Below are 23,053 nucleotides of genomic sequence, written 5' to 3'. Positions count from 1 at the left end.
ATTATTAGTACTCTTATTGCTTATTTTTTCTTTAATGGCAATAGGACAGGAACAGGTAAATGACTCTATATCTCCAATAATGAAGGAGAAAATAGATAAAGTAATTGCACAAGAAAAAGAGGCAATGAAAGAGGAAGTTGAAGCTGTTAATGTACAGTTAGATAATAAAGAGATTAGTCTAGATGATGCTATTGCTAAGAAAAAAGAAATAGCTAATAAGTATGCATTAAGAATTCAGAGAAGAGTTGAATTAGTAAAAGCAGGAAAGGAAGTAGGGAGTGATAAAAATGGAGAGACAAAACTAACACTTAATATAGGTGGAGGTAATGGATTGTTTGTGTTAACAAAGAATGGGGATACCATCAGAAGAAAGGATAAAAGAACCTATAGTGATATTGTTTTAGCTTTTGGTTTTAATAATGCTATAGGCGAAGGTCAGACATTAAACGATTTAGACTATAAAGTTGGAGGTTCACGCTTTTTCGAACTTGGATTTGCTTGGCGAACAAGGGTATTTAAAAACTCTAATTGGCTACGTTTTAAGTATGGAGTGTCATTACAGTACAATAACCTAAAATTGAAAGATAATAAGTATTATGTTAAAGATGGAGATTTAACTACGGCTGAAACATTTCCTCATGAATTAGATAAGTCTAAGATTAGATTTACCAATTTAGTAGCACCTATACATTTTGAATTTGGACCTTCTAAAAAGATAGAAAGAGATACTTATTTTAGATACTCTACCCGAAAAAAGTTTAAAGTAGGTTTAGGTGGATATGCTGGAATAAGAATCGGGACTCGTCAAAAATTAAAGTATAAAGTAGATGGAGATAGAGAAAAGGATAAGATAAAAAGCGATTTCAATGCCAATGACTTTGTTTACGGATTAAGCGGGTATGTTTCTTGGGGTTCTGTTGGAATCTATACTAAGTACGATTTAAATCCTCTTTTTGCTAGCCCAAACATTAAGCAGCATAATGTTTCTTTAGGATTGAGGTTTGATATGGATTAGTCAACTATTTTAAGTGTATTAAAACTTCGTTTAATTAATTGTTAAACGAAGTTTTTTGTTTTTATATCTTTACCCATTCTATATGATATCTCAAACAACCATAAACCAAGTTTTTGAAACTGCTCGATTAGAGGAGGTAATTGGTGATTTTGTTCAATTAAAAAAAGCAGGAAGTAACTTTAAAGGTTTAAGTCCTTTTTCAGATGAACGTACACCTAGTTTTATGGTGTCTCCTGTTAAGCAAATATGGAAAGATTTTTCTTCTGGGAAGGGGGGGAATGTGGTAGCCTTTTTAATGGAGCATGAGCATTATTCTTATCCTGAAGCAATTAAGTATTTAGCTAAGAAATACAATATTGAGATAGAAGAAACCGAGCGAACAGATGAGCAAAAGCAGCAAGCTAGTGAGCGAGAAAGTATGTATTTGGTTTCTGAATATGCTCAGCAGTACTTTTCTAATATCTTACATACTCATGAGCAAGGTAAAGCTATTGGTCTAACGTATTTTAAAGAAAGAGGTTTTACTCCAGAAACAATCAAAAAGTTTAAGCTGGGTTATGCTCTTAATGAATGGGAAGCTTTTACAAAATCGGCTTTAGAAAAAGGGTATAAGTTAGATTATCTAAATAAAACGGGCTTAACAATTGTAAAAGAAAATAAACAGTTCGATCGTTTTAAAGGAAGAGTGTTGTTTCCAATACATTCAATGAGCGGAAGAGTATTGGGGTTTGGAGGTAGAATTCTAACTAATGATAAAAAAGCAGCTAAATACTTAAATTCTCCAGAAAGTGAAATTTATCACAAAAGCAAAGTACTTTATGGACTGTATCAAGCTAAAAAAGCAATTGCAAAAGAAGATAATTGTTTTTTAGTAGAGGGTTATACAGACGTAATTCAATTACATCAAGCTGGTATAGAAAATGTAGTTTCTTCTTCAGGTACGGCTTTAACACCTGGGCAAATTAGACTCATTAACAGGTTAACTAATAATATAACAGTACTGTTTGATGGCGATGCCGCTGGTTTAAGAGCATCGTTACGAGGAGTAGATTTAATTCTAGAGCAAGGTATGAATGTAAGGGTTTGTTCTTTTCCAGAGGGAGAAGATCCAGATTCTTTTGCAAAACGTACACCTTATGAAGAGTTGGTTTTATATTTAGAAGAAAATGCTAAAGATTTTATTTCATTCAAAGCAGATATCTTAACTCAAGAATCAGCAAGTGATCCTATAAAGAAAGCAGAAGTTGTTAGAGATATGGTTACAAGTATTTCTAAAATACCTGACACTATTAAACAAGAACTATATATCAAGGAATGTTCGAGGATTATGAATATTTCTGAAGAAGTGTTGTTTGCAACATTAGCTCAATTAACAAATACAGAAAGCAGGAATAATCAAAAAGAACATAGGAGAGCTCAAGAAAAACAAGCTTTTAATGTAGTGCATAAAACACATACAGCAGTAAAAAAAGTTGATGAACAATATGAATTAGAGCGTAAAGTTATTCAGATGCTTTTGTTGTATGGAGACATAAAAGAAGAATTTGATGAGTATTACTTAAAAGAAAATGATAACGGTGATTTAGAGCTAGAAAAAGAAGTAGAAGAAAATACTGTTTTTAAAAAAATATATTTGAGTTTACAAGAAGACGAAATGGCTTTTGCAAATAGTACATTTCAAAATTTGTATTATAGAATAGTGGGCAATTTAGAACAAGAAGATAGCTTGCAAATAGATGTCTTTATTAATCAATTAGAGCCAGATTTAGCAAATGAAGTAACTACTATTTTAATGAATGAAGAGCGTTATGTTTTACATGATTGGGAGAGACAAAATATTTTTGTTAAACAAAAGGACAAAACAATAGCTCAATTGGTCAACGAAAATATATTAACACTTAGAAGGTATTTAGTAACTAAAAAAATAGATGAGTTGGCTCAACAAATATCTGCTCAAGAATCGAACACAGAAGTGCTGCAGAATATAATAGATTATACAGGATTGAAAAAAGTGCTTTCAGAAAAGTTAAATAGAGTATTATAAAAAAAGAGTGGCATTAGCCACTCTTTTTTTATAATACTAAATCTAAAGTGTTTATAAAACCTCTAGGTTTTTTACTTTGTTAAGTAAGTCTACTAAATTACTGACATCAAATTTTTTCAACAGCCTCATTTTGTATGTACTAACTGTTTTTTCGTTGATATTCAATTCTTCAGCAACTTCAATATTACGCTTACCAGAAGATAATAGTCTTAAAACTTCTAATTCTCTATTAGATAATTTTTTATGCAATAATCCTTTAGCTTTAGATGTGTCTATAATAATACGTTTTTTGGTATATACGTATTTAATAGTTTGCTCTAAAATGCTAGGAGTTACATCATATTCTAAATAATCAAAAGCACCAGATTTTAAAGTGCTTAGAGAGTAAATTTCTTCTGAGTGAGAAGTTAGAATAATAGGCTTAATAGCACTATAATCTTTTTTTAATTTTTTCAATACCTGAAATCCATTAGTGGCAGGTAAGTCTAGTTCGAGTAAAACTATGTCAACATTTTTGGAATCTAATACTTTGAATAAGTCTTCATCATTAGAAACCACTTTAACAATTTTAATTTCTTTTGATCCTTCAAAAGAAGCTAATATCCCTTTTTGCATTAAAGGGAAATGATTGGCTACTACTACATTAATCATATACTATAAATTTTATTAAGTAAGAAACGTTAATTTGGGATTAAGTTTCAATGAAATTTGGGGATTCATCTTTAGTATTATTCCTACAAAATTATAAAAAAATAATCAAATTGTTATATTTTTTTAAGATTTTTTGGAATTTCACAAATTGGTATAGGCAACATTTTGTGTTGGTTACGCCTATTATAACTCATATATATATTAAAAACAGTTAATTCTCTACCAGTAAAATCTTCTATGCTTTTTCCTTTTTCTTGCATTTTCATGGCCCACTCTAATTCATCATAGTTAGCTCCAATTTGGTCTTCATCACTTCTAGCGTCACCAAATAAACCATCAGAGGGTTTTGCTACTTGAATACTTTCAGGTACATTTAACTCTTTGGCAATAGAGTAAACTTCAGATTTTAACAAATCGGCAATTGGACTTAAATCGACTCCTCCATCTCCATATTTTGTGTAAAACCCAACACCAAAATCTTCGACTTTATTTCCAGTGCCAGCAACTAATAAACCTTTTAAACCAGCATAATAATACAATGTAGTCATTCTTAAGCGAGCTCTAGTGTTAGCCAAAGCCATATCTAAAGTCTCTTGTTTGCCTTCTAAAGAAACTTCTGTTTTAAACTCTTCAAAAACAGGTGTTAAATCAACTCTAGTGTCAGAAACATTGTTAAAGTTTTTTTTCAAATACTCAATATGTTCTTGAGTTCTAGTAACATGACTTTTTGCTTGGTGTATAGGCATTTCTATGCATAGAGTTGGAAAACCTGTTTTAGCACAAAGTGTTGATGTAACAGCAGAGTCTATACCCCCCGAAACACCAACTACAAAACCATTAACTCCAGCATTTGTAGCATATTCTTTTAACCAATTTACAATATGTTCAACTACTTTCTTTGTTTGCATTATATATTTATGTTAATTCTTTTTTGATAGAAAATCAATTTTCTAAATTTGTCAGCGGACGAAAATAGCCTTAATTCTCATATATATAAAATTTTATCTTCCTTTTTTCGTTGAAAATGAAACAATTACTGGTATGAAGCATGTATTTATAATATTAGTGTCAAGCTTATTTTTTCTTTCTTGTAAAGAAGAGTATAGTACTCCTAAAGAAATTTCTGAAATAGAAATGGATTTAACGGTTAAACGTTTTGAAAAAGACTTTTTAAATACACCAAAGGAAAATTTCGATAAGTTAAAAACTAAATATCCATATTTAAGTGATCTAAATTGGGAAACAGATAAAAAAGATACTTTGGTTATAGAAATGCTACAAGAATCTTTAAAAGTTTTTCCAGACTTTAAACAAGAAAAAAAAGATTTAGAATTATTGTTTAAGCATATTAAATTTTATTTTCCAAACTTTACAAAGCCTGAGGTAATAACTCTAACATCTAGTGTAGATTATAGAAATAAAGTGGTTTTAGCAGATACTTTATTGTTTGTTTCTGTAGATACTTATCTTGGAGAAAAACATAAGTATTATGATTTAATACCAAACTATATAGCTAGAAAGTTAAGCAAAGAGCAGTTGATTTCAGACGTTTCTGCGGTGTATGCTAAAGGTTTCTTATCTCAAGTTCGACCTAGAACTTTTAGAGATCAAATGATATATTTTGGTAAAATATTATACTTACAAGACTTGTTTATGCCTTTTGATAGTGAAAATAAGAGAATAGGTTATACTCAAAGTGAGTTAGATTGGGCTAAAGCGAATGAAGGAATGATATGGAGTTATTTTATCGAAAATAAAATGCTCTTTAGTACAGATAAAAGTTTATCTAACAGGTTTATAGCTGAGGCGCCTTTTTCTAAATTTTATTTAGAAATAGACAATCAATCTCCAGGAATGTTAGGTAAATATATAGGTTGGCAAATTGTTCGTTCTTTTATGAAAAAGAATGATGTATCTTTGCGCGAATTATGCTCTATAAGTGGAGAAGAATTGTTTAATAAATCTAAGTATAAACCAGCAAGATAATGTCAAATATAAAATCTGAAATAGTTTTAGGAATCGAATTAGATGAAAATAGAGTACCAGAAAAACTAAACTTTACCGCAAAAGATGGTGGTGTAGAAAATCAACCAGCAAAGGCATTAATGTTATCGGTATGGGATGCTGATAAGCAAGAATCTTTGCGTATAGATTTATGGACAAAAGACATGCCAGTAGATCAAATGAAAGTTTTTTATCATCAAACACTAGTAAGTATGGCAGAGTCTTTTGAAAGAGCTACACAAGATGAAAGGATGGCTTTAACAATGAAAGATTTTTGTGATTATTTTGCTGAAAAATTAGAGTTAAAGGCCTAATCAGTTATAGTCATATAACTGGTTAAATTAGTGCTATCTATTGTAAAGCCACAATCATGTACAGCTCCTCCATCTCTCCCCTGTAAGTTGATGGTTACAGGGCTTCCTGCTGATACTGATACAGGTAATTGAGCTACAGTTATGGTGCTAGAGCTACTGTTGGTGCTGGCAGACATGCTAGAAAAGTTAGCAATATTACTTCCATTTACAGATACACCCACAGCAAACCAGGATTCTTGTGTGTTGCTATTTATACAAGAAGCAGGAATATCTCCGGAAACAGAGAAAGATAGAAATACAGTACTATGTCTTGGTGTGAAAGTAATGCTCGCACCTGTAATGTCTGTTAAATTAGTATCATTAATGTTCTGACTCCCAGAAATGATTAAACTCTGAGTATTATCACCTAATATATATCTTGAATATAAATCACCCCTAGCATCTGTATATAATGCCTTATTAGCACTTATTATTGTTGTTGTTAGCTCACCAGGGTTAGTGCCTCCAGTTGTAACAGCTAGGTCGTCTATTCTTAAAGTTTGTAAGCCAGTTTGAGAGCCACTTATATGTAATTGTTGCTGAGGGTTTGTTGTACCAATTCCTACTTGTGAATAAATAGGGGATAAAATAAATGATAAAAAGAGTAATACTTTAAATTTCATAGCATGATAATTAAATGGTTAGTACTAAATGTTTATTAGTAATAATCTAGGGCTTAAATTTAAAGTAACTTAACTGATAAAGTAGGTAGTGTAAAGATACGTAAAATAATTTTATGTTAAATCATTTGCAATTCTTAATTCGTTGCATTTTAGTTGTTTATGTTGGGTTTTTTTAGTTGTTGAAAATTGTAGACCCTGTTGTTTTAATTGTTTAATTTGGAGAATTTAATACTGTTATTTTTTCAGTAATACTTCCTTTCTCGCCTAATCTTATAAGGCTAAATAATAGAGATACAACAAATCCGGGTTTACTAATAATAGTAGCTTTTTGAGCAATTTTTTCATCTCTTGTATTAATTGTATTTTGTAAATCGACGGGTTTTGTATTGTGAAGTTGTTTGGCAAAGTTCCAAGCACCGTCTCTTGCTAGTTCCATGCTAAAATCAACAAAGAAATTATCAACTTTTTTGGTGTATTTAAGTATTTTCTTTAGTGTAGGCCATATTGCAGAAAGTTCTTCCTCAACTTCTTTAACTAAAGATGAAAGTATTTGGTTTATTTTATTAAAATCATCATGTAAATCTTCAATATCTTGGTTTTTAGATACCTCTGCTGTAGCAATTCCTAGATCTAAGTTTATATGTGCATTCATTCCTATAAGAAGATGTTGCAAAACAATAGGCCAATAGTCTTTAGATAGTAAAAAAGCTTGACTCCAAGAATTAGTAATGTCTCTACGTTCTTTATAGTCATAATAAGCCTTAATATATCTATTGGCAAATACAACATCTAAAAGTTCCATCCTTTCATTGTTATCAAAATAATTTTGGTCAATCCCTTCTTTGACTTTTCGAGTAACTTTTTTGTAAAGCGCTGCAAAATACCCTAAAGTATCATTATTTTGTTTAGATTCGTCAATAATGTTTTCTAAAATAGATAAAACTTCATCAATATTATTTGCTTGCATAATTGTAGTATAATTCTTAGCAAATGTAATGTTTGTTTTTTATGAAATAAAACAACAGTTAAAAAAATGAGTTTCAATTACCTTAATAACGATAAGAAGGTTTTACTTTTTATTAAAAAACTAAAAAAGAAGAACTATAGAAGTTTTGTAAAATAGAATGAGAACATTTACTTTATACTCTGATTAATTTCTTCTATATAATTTAATAATTCTTCTTTTCCTCTATAATCACTAGAAGAAGTAATAAAGTGTTGTGGGCATTCTTCCCAAGTTTCAAGAAGTATTTCTTGATATTTAGAAATATTTCTTTTTAGAGCTTGAGGTTTTAATTTATCAGCTTTAGTAAATATAATATTAAAAGGAATTTGATTAACTCCTAACCACTCCATGAATTCAGTATCAATTTTTTGTGGTTCATGTCTACAGTCTACTAAAACAAAGGCACAAACCAATTGTTTTCGTTTTTCAAAATAGTTAGTAATAAACTTTTGAAAAATCTTCTTCGTGCTTTTAGATACTCTTGCATATCCATATCCTGGTAAATCAACTAAAAACCAATTTTTATTAATTAAAAAATGATTGATTAATTGTGTTTTTCCAGGTTTTCCTGAAGTTTTTGCTAAGTTTTTCTGATTGGTAAGCATGTTTATTAATGAAGACTTTCCAACATTAGAACGCCCAATAAAGGCATATTCAGGAAGCATGTCTTTTGGACATTTAGCAACTTCTGAGTTGCTAATTATGAATTCAGCAGATTTAATTTTCATTTTTATGAATAAAAAGAACTTTTATAAGTTTCTTTTGGTTAACCAGCTATCTAATAATTTATTAAATTCTTCTGGGTGCTCCATCATGGCAGCATGTCCACATTTATCAATCCAATAAAGATCAGAATCAGGTAGTAATTCATGAAATTCAGTAGCAACTTCAGGAGGCGTAACATTATCATTTTTACCCCAAATAATGCATGTAGGTTGCTTCATGTTAGGTAGGTCTTTGGCCATATTGTGCCTAATGGCACTTTTAGCAATGGCTAAAGTTCTAATTAATTTGTTACGATCGTTAACGGTTTCATATACTTCATCTACAATTTCCTTTGTGGCAACACGCGGATCGTAGAAAACATCTTCAGCTTTCTTTTTTATAAAATCGTAATCACCTCTTTTAGGATAGCTTCCTCCCATAGCGCTTTCGTATAAGCCAGAGCTTCCAGTAATTACTAATGCTTTAACATACTCAGGATACGATTTAGAAAAATATAAACCTATATGTCCGCCAAGAGAGTTTCCTAATAAAATTACATTATTTAGCCCTTTAAAATCTAAAAAGTCTTTTAAGTAATTAGAGTAACTTTTTACATTGGTTTTTAGTAAAGACATAGTATAAATAGGTAACTCTGGAATAATTACTTTATACCCTTTTTTAGGGAAAAAATCGGTCACACCATCAAAATTACTTAAGCCCCCCATTAAGCCGTGTAGTACAACAATAGGAGTTCCTTCCCCAGTTTCTAAAAAACTAAATTCCTTTTCTTTTTTTAACCTAAACTTCATTTAATATTAGCTTGCAATGCCTTTATAAGGCTCTTGTTATTTCATTTGTTGTTAATAACAAATGCATTCGTTTTATATAACCCACAAATATAACTATTTACTAGTTATCATTAGTTTTTTTAATAATTAGTTTTTGTTAGCTCCTTTTCAAGTCAAAAAAGAAAGAAATATCTGTAAAATATTTAAGGTTTTTTAGTTTTTAACAAGCTCATTAACTTGATTTTAGCTTAAAATAACTGGGAGGTGGTAAAACTTATTAACAAAGTGGGGTTTTGTGGAAAAAAGTGGTAAAAACTTGTTATCTTTGAAAAAGATTCCCGTAATTATTATTGTGAGTGATTAACTTAATTGGAACATATGAGTGTAAAATTGATGCCAAAGGAAGGTTGATGCTTCCGAGTGCGTTAAAAAAACAATTATCTCCAGTTTTGGAAAGTGGATTTGTTTTAAAGAGATCTGTGTTTCAGCAATGTTTAGAGTTGTATCCAATGAATGAATGGAATGCTTTAATGCAAAAGGTAAATAAGTTAAATCGTTTCAATAAAAAGAATAATGATTTTATAAGGAGGTTTACTGCAGGGGTAAAAATGATAGAGGTAGATGCTTCAGGAAGGGTTTTAGTTGCAAAAGATTTAATAGGTTTTGCAGGTTTAGAGAAGGAATTAGTGTTGTCTGCATCTGTTAATATTGTTGAAGTGTGGGATAAGAGTAAATATGAAAAAGCAATAGATGATGCTGCTGTAGATTTTGCTGAATTAGCAGAAGAGGTAATGGGAGATAAAAACGATGATTTTGATGGAATATCATAAACCAGTATTGTTAAAAGAAACGGTAGATGGGTTGAATATTAACCCAGATGGAGTGTATGTAGATGTGACTTTTGGAGGTGGAGGGCATTCAAGAGAAATATTGTCTAGACTGAGTGGTAAAGGTAGGTTGTTTGCTTTTGATCAAGATGAAGATGCGTTAAAAAACGCAATAGAAGATGAAAGATTTGTGTTGATACATGAGAACTTTAGGTATATAAAACGCTTTTTGCGTTTTCATGGGGTTAGAAAAGTAGATGGTATTCTTGGTGATTTTGGGGTTTCATCTCATCAATTTGATGAGGCAGGAAGAGGGTTTTCAATACGTTTTGATGCTGATTTGGATATGAGAATGAGTAAGAAGATGAAAAACTCTGCCTACGATGTGGTAAACTCTTATAGTGAAGAGGAGTTGAGAAGGTTGTTTTCTGTTTATGGAGAGTTAACAAACGCAAAGGCAATAGCAGAGCAAATAGTTAATTCTAGAGATGAAGATATAAAAACGATAGCCGATTTAAAGGAAGTTGTAGATAGGTTTTTGCCAAAGCATGCAGAGCATAAAGTGTTAGCTAAAATATTTCAGGGAATTAGAATTGAGGTGAATGAAGAGCTAAAGGTAATTGAAGAGTTTTTATTGCAAACGCCTGAGTTGTTAGATGAAGAAGGCAGGTTGAGCTTAATTTCATACCATTCTTTAGAAGATAGGCTTGTTAAGCGATTTATTAGAAGTGGGATGTTTGAAGGGGAGCCAGAAAAAGATTTTTATGGGAATATATCTGTTCCTTTTAAAAAAGTAGGAAAGATGATTGTTCCTTCTAAAGAAGAAATCAAGCTTAACAATAGGGCTCGAAGTGCAAAATTAAGAATAGCTAAGCGAATTAAAGATTGATGAAAAAAAGGATTCTAGATATATTAAAAGGTAGGTTTTTAGTGAGCGAAGATGCTGTTAAAAATTGGCGTTTTATTATGTTTTTGGGTTTGTTGGCTTTAGTTATGATTGCTAGTTCTCATAGTGCAGAAAGAAAAGTTCATGAAATAAGTCAATTAGATAAAAAGGTAAAGGAGCTTCGTTCTGAGCATGTAGACTTAAGATCTGTATTAATGCAATTAAAAATTGAATCTTCGGTGGCAAAAAAAGTAGTTTCAATGGGTTTGGTTTCATCAGAAGAACCACCAAAAAAAATTAAGGTAATAGAGTAGTGGCATCAGAAAAGAACATATTGAATAGAATGTATTTTGTTGCGGCGGCATTTTTAATGTTTGCTGTAGCAATAGCTGTTCAATTGTTCAATGTTCAGTATGTAGATGGAGATAATTATAGAAAACTGGTAGAGAAAAGAACTCATAAGGAGGTTGTTATAAAAGCAAACAGAGGGAGTATATATGCAGATGATGGTTCTTTGTTAGCAACATCAGTGCCTAAATATGATATTCGTTTTGATGCAGTTACAGTATCAAAGGATAATTTTTCTAAGGAGTTACCTATGTTGTGTGATTCTCTATCGGTTATGTTTGGTAAGTCGAGGTCTTATTATAAAGAAAAGCTTAAGAAGGCTAGGAGAACTAAAAATAGATACATGTTAGTGGCAAGAAATTTAGGCTATTCTGATTATATGAGAGTGAGAGGTTTTCCTATGTTTAGGTTGGGGGCTTATAAAGGAGGGCTTATTGTTGAACAAAGAACTATTAGAGAGCATCCTCTAGGAGGAATTGCCAGAAGAACAGTAGGAAGGCCTCAGTCACAAGCAGGTATAGAGGGGGCATACGATTTGTTGTTTTTAAAAGGAGAAGATGGGAGTAGACTAAAACAAAAAATAGCAAAAGGACAGTATAAGCCTATTCATGATGAAAATGAAAAAGAGCCAAAAAACGGATTAGATGTTATTTCTACTATAGATGTTAATATTCAAGATATTGCTCATCATGCTTTGTTGAATCAGTTAGAAAAATTTGAAGCCGATCATGGTACGGTAGTAGTTATGGAAACCGAAACAGGAGAGGTAAAAGCAATATCTAATCTGCAAAGGAATAGTAAAGGGAGGTATTTAGAAAGAATGAATCATGCGGTTGGAGAATCTCATGAGCCAGGCTCTACTTTTAAGTTAATGGTTATGGTCGCTGCTTTAGAAAGTAAAGTGATTGACTCTTCTTATGTGGTAGATACTGAAAATGGTGTGCTAACATATTACGGGAAATATAAGGTAAGAGATTCTAGACACGGTGGTTATGGGAAAATTTCTGCAGCCAGAGCTTTTGAGGTTTCGTCAAATACTGGAATGGTAAAAATAGTAGAGAAAGGCTTTAAAGATAATCCGGAGGCATTTGTTAACAGATTGTACAATATGAGGCTTAATGAACAATTGGGTTTAGAATTTAAAGGAGAAGGAGTTCCTAAAATCCCACATCCCAATGATAAAGATTGGAGTGGTATATCCTTACAATGGATGGCTTGGGGTTACGGAGTTTCTTTAACACCTCTACAAACATTAACCTTTTATAATGCTATTGCTAATAATGGAGAAATGGTAAAGCCAAGATTAGTGAAAGAAGTTAGAGATTTTAAGCAAAATAAACCTGTTGAAAAGTTTGATAAGGTGATTTTAAATCCTAGGATTTGTTCTGCAGAGACTATTGGAAAGGTAAAGGAGATGATGAAGAATGTGGTAGAAAGGGGTACAGCAAAGAATATTTATAGTCCAGAATTCTCTATGGCCGGAAAAACGGGAACATGTAGAACAGATTATGGGAATAAAAAAGCAGATAAGAATTATGTGGCCTCTTTTGCAGGTTATTTCCCAGCAGATAAACCAAAGTATTCGTGTATAGTGGTTATTCATAAACCTAATACCTCCATAGGTTATTACGGTAATGTAGTAGCGGCACCTGTTTTTAAAACTATTGCTAAAAAAATCTATACAGATACTCCAATGGTAGACGAGGTAAATGTAAAGGTAAAGCCAAGTGATAAGCTAGAAAAAGTATATGCTGTTTATAACAAGAAAAGTCAAAAAGAATATAAAAAAATACCAAATGTTGTCGGTATGAGTGGGATGGATGCATTAGCCTTTTTAGAAAATTTAGGTTTAAGGGTTAAGTTGAAAGGAAATGGGAAGGTGGTAAAACAATCTTTAAAGAAAGGAATTGTGTTTAAGGATAATCAAGAAATAGTGTTGGAGTTATCATGATGAATTTAAAAGACATATTGTATAAGGTGGCGATAGAATCAGTAGTAGGAACTACAGATGTTCAGGTGTCTAAAATTGAATTTGACTCTAGAAAAATATTAGATAAAGATATTTTTGTAGCTCTTAAAGGAACCTTAGTAGATGGGCATGATTATATAGGTAAAGCTGAAGAGCTTGGAGTTTCTGTTGTGGTTTGTCAAGATATGCCTCAAGAGAAAAGAGACTCAGTAACATATGTTGAGGTAGCAGATGCTAATCTAGCATTAGCAATGATGGCAAATAATTTTTACGGAAGTCCATCAACTAATTTAAAATTAGTTGGCGTAACTGGCACCAATGGTAAAACTACCATAGCTTCATTGTTGTATCAGTTGTTTAAAAAGGCAGGTTATAAAGCAGGTCTGTTATCTACGGTGAAGATAATGGTCGATGAAAAGGAGTATAAAGCGACTCATACAACACCAGATTCATTAACTATTAATCGTTATTTGGGGTTGATGAATGAAGAAGGTGTGGAGTTTTGTTTTATGGAAGTGAGTTCACATGGTATAGATCAGAAAAGAACATCAGGGTTGACTTTTAAAGGAGGGGTCTTTACCAATCTTTCTCATGATCATTTAGATTATCATAACACATTTGCAGAATATAGAGATGTAAAAAAGAAATTTTTTGACGAGTTGCCAAAATCAGCTTTTGCTTTAGTAAACACTGATGATAAAAATGGAGAGGTAATGCTTCAAAACACAAAAGCTCAAAAAATAACTTATGCATTAAAATCATATGCAGATTACAAAGCTCAAATATTAGAAAATCAATTTACAGGTTTATTGCTTAAAATAAATGAGAATGAAGTTTGGACTAAGTTAATCGGTTCTTTTAATGCTTATAATTTATTAGCTATTTATGCTACGGGTGAATTGTTAGGTTTAGAGAAAACAGAAAATTTAAGATTAATTAGTCTGTTAGAAAGTGTAAGTGGTAGGTTTCAATACATTGTTTCTAAACAAGAAAAAATAACAGCAATAGTAGACTATGCTCATACGCCAGATGCCCTTAAAAATGTTTTAGAAACAATAAATAATATTAGAACAGGAAACGAACAATTGTTAACAGTTGTTGGTTGTGGTGGAGATAGAGATAAAACTAAAAGACCAAAAATGGCTCATATAGCCTCGGCTTTGAGTAATAAAGCTTTGTTTACAAGTGATAATCCTAGGTCTGAAGATCCAAGTATAATTATATCTGATATGGAGAAAGGGGTTCCTGCAGAATATTACAATAGAACCTTGTCTATAACAGATAGGAAACAAGCTATAAAAACAGCCTGTCAGTTAGCAGAAACTAACGATATTATTTTAATAGCAGGTAAGGGTCATGAAACATATCAAGAAGTAAATGGGGAAAGAACTGATTTTGATGATTTAAAAATTGTTAAAGAAGTTCTAGAAAAACTAAACAAATAAACGAATGTTATATTATTTATTCGAATACTTAGAAAACCAATATCAACTAGCGGGGGCTACATTGTTTCAATTCATCTCTTTTAGGGCTGCTATGGCTGTAATATCTTCATTGTTGATATCAATGATATTTGGAAAACGAATTATCAACTTCTTGCGTAAGCAACAAATTGGTGAAACAGTAAGAGATTTAGGTTTAGAAGGGCAAAAAGAAAAACAAGGTACTCCAACTATGGGAGGAATTATCATTATAATAGCTACTTTGATACCTGTTTTGTTATTTGCCAAGTTAGACAATATATATGTAATCTTATTAATTGTAACAACTTTATGGATGGGTACAATTGGTTTTATAGATGATTATATTAAGAAATTTAAAAATGACAAAGAAGGTCTTAAAGGTAAGTTTAAGGTTTTAGGTCAAGTTGGTTTAGGTTTAATAGTTGGATCTGTATTGTATTTTCATGAAGATGTAACAATTAAAGAGCAAGTGCCTGTTGAAATTCAAACTGCCATGGTAAGTGCAGATAATAGCATGGTTTTGTTGCATAATCCAAGCTCAAAAGAATTTAAAGCCGAAGAGAAGTCTACTAAAACAACCATTCCGTTCTTAAAAGATAATGAATTCGATTATGCAGATATTTTATCTGTTTTTGGCGATGGTTTAAGAGATTATGCTTGGATAATTTTTATTCCGGTTGTGATTTTTATCATTACAGCAGTTTCAAATGGGGCAAATTTAACAGACGGTATAGATGGTTTGGCTGCAGGAACTTCGGCTATTTCTGTAATAGTTCTGGGCTTGTTTACGTGGGTTTCTGGTAATATAATTTTCTCAGATTATCTCAACATTATGTATATACCAAGAATTGGAGAAATGACCATATATGTTGCCGCTTTTGCTGGTGCACTAGTTGGGTTTTTATGGTATAATACGTTTCCTGCTCAAGTTTTTATGGGAGACACGGGTAGTTTAACAATAGGAGGTATTATTGCAGTTATAGCAATAGCTGTAAGAAAAGAATTGTTGATTCCAATTTTATGCGGCGTGTTTTTAGCAGAGAACCTATCGGTTATGCTTCAAGTAAGTTACTTTAAATATACTAAGAAGAAATATGGAGAGGGTAGAAGAATATTTTTAATGTCACCCTTACACCATCATTACCAAAAAAAAGGTATGCATGAAAGTAAGATTGTAAATCGCTTTTGGATTGTGGCTATCATGTTAGGAGTGTTAACCGTGGTAACTTTAAAACTAAGATAATTGAGAAAGAGGTTGGTCATACTCGGAGGTGGAGAAAGCGGTGTTGGTACGGCTGTTTTGGGGAAACAAAAAGGTTTTGATGTTTTTGTTTCTGATAAAGGAGCTATAAAACCTCAATACAAAGAAGTTCTTAATGATAATGAAATAGAATGGGAAGAATTACAGCATACAGAAGCTAAAATTTTAAATGCAGATGTAGTAATGAAAAGTCCAGGTATACCTGATAAAGTGGCTTTGGTTGAGCAATTAAAAGTTAATAATGTAGAAGTTGTTTCAGAAATAGAATTTGCAGCTAAATATACAAAATCGACTATTGTAGGAATAACCGGAAGTAATGGAAAAACAACAACAAGTTTGTTAACATACCATTTGTTGAAAGATGAGTTAAATGTTGGTTTAGCAGGTAATATAGGCGATAGTTTTGCGCTACAAGTAGCTAGTCAGACCCATCAAAACTTTGTTTTAGAGTTAAGTAGTTTCCAGTTAGACGGAATTAGAACATTTAAACCATATGTAGCTGTAATAACTAACATTTCTGAAGATCACTTAGATCGATACGATTATAAGTTTGAAAATTATATCGCATCAAAATTTAGAATAACCATGAACCAAACCGAGAAAGATTATTTGGTTTATGATGCCGATGATAAGGTAATTGAAAAATATTTAAAAGAAAATAAAATAAAAGCAAGTCTAATCCCTTTTTCGATAGAAAGAAAATTAGAGCAGGGAGTTTATATAGACAATAACAATATTAAACTAACAATTAAAGAACAGACGTTAACTATGCCAATTAAAGATTTAGCATTAGAGGGGAAACACAATGTAAAAAACGCTATGGCTGCAGCAGCAGTAGCTAACTTATTAAAAATAAGAAAATCTACCATTAGAGAAAGTTTATCTAATTTTCAAGGAGTTGAACATCGTTTAGAGAAAGTGTTAAAAATACAGAATGTACAATATATAAACGATTCTAAAGCAACTAATGTAAATGCTACATTTTATGCATTAGATAGTATGCAAGTGCCAACTGTTTGGATTGTTGGTGGGGTTGACAAAGGAAATGATTATGCTGAGTTATTACCGTTGGTTAATGAAAAAGTAAAAGCTATTATTTGCTTAGGATCAGATAATGAAAAGTTGAAATATGTTTTTAATGGTACGGTTGATGTTTTGGTAGAAACAGATTCAATGGAAGAAGCCGTTAAAATGGCTTATAAAATAGCCGATAAAGGAGAGAATGTATTGTTGTCTCCTGCTTGTGCCAGTTTTGATTTATTTGATAATTACGAAGATAGAGGTAGGCAATTTAAAGAGGCAGTAAGAAAATTATAATGCAAAAAATTATACAACATATTAAAGGAGATAGAGCAATTTGGGCAATAGTAGCACTATTGGCTTTGTTTTCATTTTTACCAGTATACAGTGCTAGTAGCAATTTAGCATACTTATATGGTAAAAGCACCTTTGGTTTGTTGTTGAAACATGCAATACACTTAGTTTTAGGATTTGTTGTTTTGTATAGCGTGCATAAAATACCTTATCATTATTTCAAAGGGCTCTCATTAATAGGTTTACCATTAGTAGTTTTATTGTTAGTGTTTACTTTAGCTAAAGGAACAACTATTGGTGGGGCTAATGCTAGTAGGTGGATTCAAGTTCCGTTTGTTGGGGTATCTTTCCAAACATCTACTTTGGCATCGGTAGTGTTAATGGTTTATGTAGCTAGATATTTAGCTAAAATAAAAGATAAAGTTATTAGCTTTAAAGAAAGTGTTTTGCCGTTATGGTTACCGGTTTTTGTGGTTTTAGCATTAATACTTCCTGCTAACTTTTCTACTGCAGCTATTATTTTTTCGATGGTATTGGTGTTAACTTTTTTAGGAGGATATCCATTAAAGTATTTAGGAATTGTATTAGGTTCAGGTTTGTTAGTGCTAACTATGTTTGTGTTAACAGCTAAAGCTTTTCCAGATTCGTTTCCTAATCGTGTTGAAACATGGATTAGTAGAGTAGAGAATTTTGCAAATGGAGAGGATACAGAAGAAGATTATCAAATAGAAAGGGCTAAAATGGCTATAGCTTCTGGTGAGCTAACTGGATTAGGACCAGGTAAAAGTGAGCAAAAGAATTTTTTACCCCAATCATCATCAGATTTTATTTTTGCTATTATAGTTGAAGAATTAGGATTGTTATTTGGAGCAATACCAATTTTATTTTTGTATTTACTATTGTTATTTAGGTTGATAGTAGTGGTAAATAAATCCGATAGTTTTTTTGGGAAATTAGTAGTTGCAGGAGTTGGTTTGCCAATTATATTTCAGGCATTAATTAATATGGCTGTAGCGGTAGAATTATTTCCAGTAACAGGGCAAACGCTTCCCTTGGTAAGCTCTGGAGGTACTTCTATATGGATGACTTGTTTGGCTTTCGGACTTATTTTAAGTGTGAGTGCCAAGAATAAAACTAAAGAGGAGGTTAAAAATAAAAAAGAGAAAAACCCACTTGATGTATTAAGTGAAGTAATATAAAATGAGTAAGTTAAAATTCATATTATCAGGAGGAGGAACAGGAGGTCACATTTATCCTGCAATAGCTATTGCAAATGAATTAAAGTTAAGGTATCCAGATGCTGATTTTTTATTTGTTGGAGCAAAGGGAAGAATGGAGATGGAAAAAGTACCTAGCGCTGGATATGAAATAGAGGGGTTATGGATTTCAGGTATTCAACGAAAGTTAGTATCAAAAAGCAATCTATTGTTTCCTTTTAAATTGCTAAGTAGTTTGTGGAAAGCAAAGAAAATTGTAAATAAGTTTAAGCCAAATGTTGTTATTGGAACAGGAGGTTTTGCTAGTGGGCCTCTATTGTATATGGCAAATGCTAAAGGAATACCTACTTTAATACAAGAACAAAATTCATTTCCTGGAATTACAAATAAGTTGTTGTCTAAAAAAGCGAAGAAAATCTGTGTGGCTTACGATGGATTAGATAGGTTTTTTCCAAAGAATAAAATTATAAAAACTGGTAATCCAGTAAGGCAAGATTTGTTGGCGATAGATGGTAAAAGAGAAGAAGCTTTAAGTCATTTTGAACTTGATAAAACTAAAAAAAACGTATTGGTTTTAGGAGGGAGCTTAGGGGCAAGAAGGATTAATCAGTTAGTAGAAAAAGAATTAGACTTTTTAGAAAAAGAAGGGGTACAATTAATTTGGCAAACGGGTAAGTTGTACTATGAACAATATAAATATCATTCTGAAAAACCAATGGTGCAAACACATGCATTTTTAAACAGAATGGATTTGGCTTATGCAGCAGCAGATATAATTATATCAAGGGCGGGAGCTAGCTCAGTATCTGAGCTGTGTATTGTAGGAAAGCCAACAATTTTTATTCCAAGTCCAAATGTATCGGAAGATCACCAAACAAAAAACGCTCAAGCTATTGTTGGTGAAAATGCTGCAATTATGGTAAAAGAGTCGGAGTTAGACGACCAGTTTGAAACTGTTTTTTCGGAATTAATTAGTAATAAAAATAAGCAGTCTAGTTTAGGGGGGAATATGAAGCAGTTAGCATTAGTAAATGCAACAAGTGATATCGTTGATGAAGTAGAAAAATTAATTAAAAATAATTTGAAATAAAATATTGAATTTAGAAAATATACATAGCGTTTATTTTGTAGGTATTGGCGGTATTGGTATGAGTGCTTTGGCTCGATACTTTCATTCTTTAGGAAAGAAAGTTGCTGGGTACGATAAAACACCTACGGCAATTACTAAAAGCTTAGAAAGTTTAGGGGTAGAAATTCACTTTGAAGATAATTTAGATTTAATTAATAACAACTTCAAGGATGTAAATAAAACCTTGGTGGTCTATACTCCAGCTATTCCAAATTCTCATAGAGAATTAAACTATTTTTTAGATAATCAATTTAAGGTGCAAAAAAGAGCAGAAACTTTAGGTTTAATTACCAAAAATAGTTTTTGTTTTGCAGTTGCAGGAACCCATGGAAAAACAACTACTTCAAGTATATTAGGGCATCTCCTAAAAGTGTGCAATGCTAATATGACGGCCTTTCTTGGCGGAATAACAGAAAATTACAAATCTAATTTAATATTAAATGGGAGCGATATTTCTGTAGTGGAGGCAGACGAGTTTGATAGGTCTTTTATGAAGCTTTATCCAGATGTAGCATGTGTTACCTCTATGGATGCTGACCATTTAGACATTTATGGAGATGGAGATACTTTAGAGCAAACATTTAAAGATTTTGCAGAAAAACTACCTAATAAGAATAAACTTTTTGTGAAAAAAGGATTGCCTTTACAAGGGGTTACTTATGGGGTGAATGAAGGTGCAGACTATGTTGTTAGAAATGTACAAATTAAGAATGGATCATATCATTTTAGTATAAAAACACCTAAAGAAATAGTAGATGATTTAGTTTTTCATTTGCCGGGTGAACACAATTTGTCAAATGCTCTAGTGGCTTTTGCAATGGCTTATGATAATGGTTTTGATGTTAGTGATTTACGAATTGGATTAGATAGTTTTAAAGGTGTAGAAAGAAGATTTACATATCAAATTAAAACAGATGATTTTGTTTTTATTGATGATTATGCACACCATCCTACAGAGATAGATGCTGTACATCAAGCAGTTAGAGAAATGTACCCCAAGAAAGAGGTAATGGTGGTTTTTCAGCCGCATTTATTTACCAGAACACAAGATTTTGCTGAAGATTTTGCAAAAAGTTTAAGCAGGTTTGACGCGGTTAGATTATTAGATATTTACCCAGCAAGAGAATTACCTATAGAAGGAGTAACCAGTAATTGGTTGTTAGAAATGATTACTAACGATAATAAAAAACTAATTAAAAAATCAGAAATAATTACTGAGATAAAAGCGGTAAATATGCCTGTTTTTTTAACAATTGGGGCTGGAGATATTGGAGCTGAAGTTTCAGTAATAAAAAAAGAATTAACAAATTAGTGGATAAGGTAGAAAAAAATATAAAAAAAAGGAGTTATATCAACCTCAAGTTGGGGGTGTTATTCTTGTTTTTAATTTTTCTATTTGCTTTTACGTCAGATAGAAACAATTCTAGAATGTTGTTTGAAACGCCAATAGAATTTGAGAATCCAGAACAGCCATTTATTTCAGAAAAAACGGTTAATAAGTTGTTAATACAAAATAAAGGAAGCTTTAAAAACATAAGGAAAGAAGCCTTAGATTTGAATAGATTAGAATTTTTATTGAATGCTAATGCTTATGTTCGAAAGGCAAATTTGTATGTAGCTGTTAATGGGGAAGTTGGCGTAAATATTGTGCAAAAAACTCCCTTGGCTAGAGTGCAAACAGATGCTAGTTTTTATATTGACGAAGAAGGTAAAATGATGCCTACTTCGCCAAATTTTTCTGCGCGAGTACCTTTGGTTACTGGAGACGTGAGTAAACAGAACCTAAAAGACGTGTTTAAATTAGTAAAAAGTATACATCAAGATTCATTCTTTAAAAAACAAATTGAAGGAGTAGTTGTAAACAACAACAAATTTATATTGCTTACAAGGGAATTTGATTTTAAAATTGATTTCGGAAATATAGATAATAGAGAATTGAAAATTAAAAACTTTAAAGCCTTTTATCAAAAAGCATTGAAAGATAAATCGCTAGATAAGTATAGTAAAGTTAATTTGCAAATAGCATCTCAAGTAGTGTGCACCAAAAAGTAAGGGGCGAGATTATGGAAAATAATAAAATAGCCGTTGGTTTAGATATAGGAACAACAAAAATTGTTGCTATGATGGGGCGTGAAAATGAATATGGAAAACTTGAAATTCTTGGTATAGGAAAAACCAAGAGTTTAGGAGTGCATAGAGGTGTTGTAAATAATATTACACAAACAATTCAGTCTATTCAACAAGCTGTACAAGAGGCAGAAAGTGCTTCGGGATTACAAATTTCGGATGCAGTGGTTGGTATAGCAGGTCAGCATATTAGAAGCCTACAGCATAGTGATTATATTACTAGAACAAATGCCGATGAGGTAATAGATGAAGAAGATATAGATAGGTTAATTAATCAGGTACATAAATTGGTAATGTTGCCTGGTGAAGAAATTATTCATGTATTGCCGCAAGAGTTCAAGGTTGATGGTCAAGCAGAGATTAAAGAACCTATAGGAATGTATGGAGGGCGTTTGGAAGCTAATTTTCATGTAGTTGTTGGCCAAATAGCATCTATAAGAAACATAGGAAGATGTATTAAAAATTCTGGTTTAGGATTGGCAGGTATTACTCTAGAACCTTTAGCATCTGCAAATGCTGTTTTAAGTCAGGAAGAAAAAGAAGCTGGAGTAGCGTTAATTGATATTGGAGGTGGTACTACAGACTTGGCTATTTTCAAGGATGGTATTATTCGTCATACAGCAGTAATTCCTTTTGGAGGAAATGTAATTACTGAAGATATAAAAGAAGGTTGTTCTATTATAGAGAAACAAGCCGAATTATTAAAAGTAAAATTTGGTTCAGCTTGGCCAGGAGAAAACAAAGAAAATGAAATAGTGTCTATTCCAGGTTTAAGGGGTAGAGAACCAAAAGAGATATCTCTTAAAAACTTATCTAAAATTATTCATGCTAGAGTAGTAGAGATTATAGAGCAAGTTTTTGTGGAAATTAAGACCTATGGTCACGAAGAACAGAAAAAGAAATTAATTGCAGGAATTGTATTAACAGGAGGTGGTGCTCAATTAAAACATTTAAAGCAATTGGTAGAATATATAACTGGTATGGACACGCGTATAGGATATCCTAATGAGCATTTAGCTGGAGATTCAGGTTCTGAAACAGCAAGTCCGTTGTATGCAACTGCAGTAGGGTTGGTTATGAATGCTATAGAAGTTCAAATAAAAGAGAGTACGCCAATTACGGTTGAACCAAAAGTTGTAGAAACAACACCTCAAAATAACGAAGAAGTGGAACTTAACACTAATCTTGAAGAAGAGATAGTGGAGGAGCAAATAGCCGAAGAGCCTAAGCCAAAGCGAAAATCGCTTTTTGAAAGATGGGCAGACGGTTTTAAGGAATTTTTAGATAACGCAGAGTAGTAGGGTACTTTGTAAAAACAGAAAG

Annotated in this window: 22 protein-coding genes; 16 read left to right on the top strand and 6 right to left on the bottom strand. The window is 31.9% G+C overall.

The window, feature by feature from the left end:
- Positions 1 to 34: 34 nt before the first annotated feature.
- Together ACFQ1O_RS05815 and dnaG are read left to right on the top strand one after the other, a co-directional pair.
- Positions 35 to 1,015 (top strand): hypothetical protein, encoded by a 981-nt coding sequence (locus ACFQ1O_RS05815; RefSeq protein ID WP_377714292.1) that lies wholly within the window; start codon positions 35 to 37, stop codon positions 1,013 to 1,015.
- An 82-nt stretch (positions 1,016 to 1,097) separates the two neighbouring features.
- Positions 1,098 to 3,059 (top strand): DNA primase, encoded by a 1,962-nt coding sequence (gene dnaG / locus ACFQ1O_RS05810; protein WP_377714289.1) that lies wholly within the window; start codon positions 1,098 to 1,100, stop codon positions 3,057 to 3,059.
- A 51-nt stretch (positions 3,060 to 3,110) separates the two neighbouring features.
- Here the strand turns inward: dnaG and ACFQ1O_RS05805 are convergent, their stop codons facing one another.
- Together ACFQ1O_RS05805 and nadE are read right to left on the bottom strand one after the other, a co-directional pair.
- Positions 3,111 to 3,710 carry a LuxR C-terminal-related transcriptional regulator gene (locus tag ACFQ1O_RS05805; RefSeq protein ID WP_377714287.1) on the bottom strand — a complete coding sequence of 200 codons (600 nt, stop codon included), beginning with the start codon at positions 3,708 to 3,710 and terminating at the stop codon, positions 3,111 to 3,113.
- A 113-nt stretch (positions 3,711 to 3,823) separates the two neighbouring features.
- A complete protein-coding gene (gene nadE, locus ACFQ1O_RS05800; protein WP_377714285.1) occupies positions 3,824 to 4,618 on the bottom strand; it encodes an NAD(+) synthase in 795 nt (264 codons plus the stop codon).
- Positions 4,619 to 4,751: 133 nt separating this feature from the next.
- On the opposite strand from nadE, the gene gldB reads away from it, so the two are divergent.
- Together gldB and gldC are read left to right on the top strand one after the other, a co-directional pair.
- Positions 4,752 to 5,696: a gliding motility lipoprotein GldB gene (gldB, locus tag ACFQ1O_RS05795; protein ID WP_377714283.1), complete on the top strand. Its 945-nt coding sequence runs from the start codon at positions 4,752 to 4,754 to the stop codon at positions 5,694 to 5,696.
- A complete protein-coding gene (gene gldC / locus ACFQ1O_RS05790) occupies positions 5,696 to 6,028 on the top strand; it encodes a gliding motility protein GldC (protein ID WP_377714281.1) in 333 nt (110 codons plus the stop codon). The genes gldB and gldC overlap by 1 nt, the downstream gene beginning before the upstream one ends.
- On the opposite strand, the gene ACFQ1O_RS05785 is transcribed toward gldC, so the two are convergent.
- The 4 genes from ACFQ1O_RS05785 to ACFQ1O_RS05770 form a co-directional block, all read right to left on the bottom strand.
- The gene (locus tag ACFQ1O_RS05785) at positions 6,025 to 6,690 is read right to left on the bottom strand and encodes a hypothetical protein (protein WP_377714279.1); all 666 of its coding nucleotides are present in this window, start codon (positions 6,688 to 6,690) and stop codon (positions 6,025 to 6,027) included. The genes gldC and ACFQ1O_RS05785 overlap by 4 nt on opposite strands.
- 211 nt (positions 6,691 to 6,901) lie before the next feature.
- Complete coding sequence (locus ACFQ1O_RS05780) at positions 6,902 to 7,657, bottom strand: DUF5995 family protein (protein WP_377714277.1); 756 nt, start codon at positions 7,655 to 7,657, stop codon at positions 6,902 to 6,904.
- Between the two features lie 167 nt (positions 7,658 to 7,824).
- A complete protein-coding gene (gene yihA / locus ACFQ1O_RS05775) occupies positions 7,825 to 8,424 on the bottom strand; it encodes a ribosome biogenesis GTP-binding protein YihA/YsxC (RefSeq protein ID WP_377714275.1) in 600 nt (199 codons plus the stop codon).
- A 21-nt stretch (positions 8,425 to 8,445) separates the two neighbouring features.
- Entirely contained in the window at positions 8,446 to 9,210 is a 765-nt protein-coding gene (locus tag ACFQ1O_RS05770) for an alpha/beta fold hydrolase (RefSeq protein ID WP_377714273.1), read from the bottom strand.
- Between the two features lie 335 nt (positions 9,211 to 9,545).
- Between ACFQ1O_RS05770 and mraZ the strand changes: the two genes are divergently transcribed.
- Genes mraZ through ftsA form a run of 12 tightly spaced genes read left to right on the top strand, consistent with a single transcriptional unit; the run spans position 9,546 to position 23,028 of the window.
- Complete coding sequence (mraZ, locus tag ACFQ1O_RS05765; protein ID WP_377714271.1) at positions 9,546 to 10,019, top strand: division/cell wall cluster transcriptional repressor MraZ; 474 nt, start codon at positions 9,546 to 9,548, stop codon at positions 10,017 to 10,019.
- On the top strand, positions 10,006 to 10,905 hold the full coding sequence (rsmH, locus tag ACFQ1O_RS05760; RefSeq protein WP_377714269.1) for a 16S rRNA (cytosine(1402)-N(4))-methyltransferase RsmH: 900 nt from the start codon (positions 10,006 to 10,008) through the stop codon (positions 10,903 to 10,905). Before mraZ ends, rsmH begins: the two co-directional genes overlap by 14 nt.
- Positions 10,905 to 11,216, top strand: coding sequence for an FtsL-like putative cell division protein (locus ACFQ1O_RS05755; protein WP_377714267.1), 312 nt, complete (start codon positions 10,905 to 10,907; stop codon positions 11,214 to 11,216). The genes rsmH and ACFQ1O_RS05755 overlap by 1 nt, the downstream gene beginning before the upstream one ends.
- Before the next feature lie 29 nt (positions 11,217 to 11,245).
- Positions 11,246 to 13,201: a penicillin-binding protein gene (locus tag ACFQ1O_RS05750; protein ID WP_377714792.1), complete on the top strand. Its 1,956-nt coding sequence runs from the start codon at positions 11,246 to 11,248 to the stop codon at positions 13,199 to 13,201.
- Positions 13,198 to 14,664: a UDP-N-acetylmuramoyl-L-alanyl-D-glutamate--2,6-diaminopimelate ligase gene (locus ACFQ1O_RS05745; protein WP_377714265.1), complete on the top strand. Its 1,467-nt coding sequence runs from the start codon at positions 13,198 to 13,200 to the stop codon at positions 14,662 to 14,664. The genes ACFQ1O_RS05750 and ACFQ1O_RS05745 overlap by 4 nt, the downstream gene beginning before the upstream one ends.
- A gap of 4 nt (positions 14,665 to 14,668) precedes the next feature.
- On the top strand, positions 14,669 to 15,925 hold the full coding sequence (gene mraY / locus ACFQ1O_RS05740; protein ID WP_377714263.1) for a phospho-N-acetylmuramoyl-pentapeptide-transferase: 1,257 nt from the start codon (positions 14,669 to 14,671) through the stop codon (positions 15,923 to 15,925).
- Positions 15,926 to 17,260, top strand: a complete 1,335-nt coding sequence (murD, locus tag ACFQ1O_RS05735; RefSeq protein ID WP_377714261.1) for a UDP-N-acetylmuramoyl-L-alanine--D-glutamate ligase — start codon at positions 15,926 to 15,928, stop codon at positions 17,258 to 17,260. It begins immediately after the preceding gene.
- Positions 17,260 to 18,456: an FtsW/RodA/SpoVE family cell cycle protein gene (locus tag ACFQ1O_RS05730; protein ID WP_377714259.1), complete on the top strand. Its 1,197-nt coding sequence runs from the start codon at positions 17,260 to 17,262 to the stop codon at positions 18,454 to 18,456. Before murD ends, ACFQ1O_RS05730 begins: the two co-directional genes overlap by 1 nt.
- A gap of 1 nt (position 18,457) precedes the next feature.
- On the top strand, positions 18,458 to 19,564 hold the full coding sequence (murG, locus tag ACFQ1O_RS05725) for an undecaprenyldiphospho-muramoylpentapeptide beta-N-acetylglucosaminyltransferase (protein ID WP_377714257.1): 1,107 nt from the start codon (positions 18,458 to 18,460) through the stop codon (positions 19,562 to 19,564).
- 4 nt (positions 19,565 to 19,568) lie between these two features.
- Positions 19,569 to 20,915 carry a UDP-N-acetylmuramate--L-alanine ligase gene (gene murC, locus ACFQ1O_RS05720; RefSeq protein ID WP_377714255.1) on the top strand — a complete coding sequence of 449 codons (1,347 nt, stop codon included), beginning with the start codon at positions 19,569 to 19,571 and terminating at the stop codon, positions 20,913 to 20,915.
- 56 nt (positions 20,916 to 20,971) lie between these two features.
- Complete coding sequence (locus ACFQ1O_RS05715) at positions 20,972 to 21,655, top strand: cell division protein FtsQ/DivIB (RefSeq protein WP_377714790.1); 684 nt, start codon at positions 20,972 to 20,974, stop codon at positions 21,653 to 21,655.
- 11 nt (positions 21,656 to 21,666) lie between these two features.
- Entirely contained in the window at positions 21,667 to 23,028 is a 1,362-nt protein-coding gene (ftsA, locus tag ACFQ1O_RS05710) for a cell division protein FtsA (RefSeq protein WP_377714253.1), read from the top strand.
- The last annotated feature ends 25 nt before the right edge of the window (positions 23,029 to 23,053 follow it).

It is taken from the genome of Pseudofulvibacter geojedonensis (assembly GCF_042675745.1).
GTDB lineage: Bacteria > Bacteroidota > Bacteroidia > Flavobacteriales > Flavobacteriaceae > Pseudofulvibacter > Pseudofulvibacter geojedonensis.
The sequence above is the reverse complement of the archived record's forward strand: the minus strand, read 5'-3'. Positions and strand labels throughout refer to the sequence as shown.

Excerpts from the sequence above, each read along its gene's own strand:
- ACFQ1O_RS05815 (WP_377714292.1), top strand. The coding sequence starts at position 35 with ATGGCAATAGGACAGGAACAGGTAAATGACTCTATATCTCCAATAATG.
- dnaG (WP_377714289.1), top strand. The coding sequence starts at position 1,098 with ATGATATCTCAAACAACCATAAACCAAGTTTTTGAAACTGCTCGATTA.
- ACFQ1O_RS05805 (WP_377714287.1), bottom strand. The coding sequence starts at position 3,710 with ATGATTAATGTAGTAGTAGCCAATCATTTCCCTTTAATGCAAAAAGGG.
- nadE (WP_377714285.1), bottom strand. The coding sequence starts at position 4,618 with ATGCAAACAAAGAAAGTAGTTGAACATATTGTAAATTGGTTAAAAGAA.
- gldB (WP_377714283.1), top strand. The coding sequence starts at position 4,752 with ATGAAGCATGTATTTATAATATTAGTGTCAAGCTTATTTTTTCTTTCT.
- gldC (WP_377714281.1), top strand. The coding sequence starts at position 5,696 with ATGTCAAATATAAAATCTGAAATAGTTTTAGGAATCGAATTAGATGAA.
- ACFQ1O_RS05785 (WP_377714279.1), bottom strand. The coding sequence starts at position 6,690 with ATGAAATTTAAAGTATTACTCTTTTTATCATTTATTTTATCCCCTATT.
- ACFQ1O_RS05780 (WP_377714277.1), bottom strand. The coding sequence starts at position 7,657 with ATGCAAGCAAATAATATTGATGAAGTTTTATCTATTTTAGAAAACATT.
- yihA (WP_377714275.1), bottom strand. The coding sequence starts at position 8,424 with ATGAAAATTAAATCTGCTGAATTCATAATTAGCAACTCAGAAGTTGCT.
- ACFQ1O_RS05770 (WP_377714273.1), bottom strand. The coding sequence starts at position 9,210 with ATGAAGTTTAGGTTAAAAAAAGAAAAGGAATTTAGTTTTTTAGAAACT.
- rsmH (WP_377714269.1), top strand. The coding sequence starts at position 10,006 with ATGGAATATCATAAACCAGTATTGTTAAAAGAAACGGTAGATGGGTTG.
- ACFQ1O_RS05755 (WP_377714267.1), top strand. The coding sequence starts at position 10,905 with ATGAAAAAAAGGATTCTAGATATATTAAAAGGTAGGTTTTTAGTGAGC.
- ACFQ1O_RS05750 (WP_377714792.1), top strand. The coding sequence starts at position 11,246 with ATGTATTTTGTTGCGGCGGCATTTTTAATGTTTGCTGTAGCAATAGCT.
- ACFQ1O_RS05745 (WP_377714265.1), top strand. The coding sequence starts at position 13,198 with ATGATGAATTTAAAAGACATATTGTATAAGGTGGCGATAGAATCAGTA.
- mraY (WP_377714263.1), top strand. The coding sequence starts at position 14,669 with ATGTTATATTATTTATTCGAATACTTAGAAAACCAATATCAACTAGCG.
- ACFQ1O_RS05730 (WP_377714259.1), top strand. The coding sequence starts at position 17,260 with ATGCAAAAAATTATACAACATATTAAAGGAGATAGAGCAATTTGGGCA.
- murG (WP_377714257.1), top strand. The coding sequence starts at position 18,458 with ATGAGTAAGTTAAAATTCATATTATCAGGAGGAGGAACAGGAGGTCAC.
- ftsA (WP_377714253.1), top strand. The coding sequence starts at position 21,667 with ATGGAAAATAATAAAATAGCCGTTGGTTTAGATATAGGAACAACAAAA.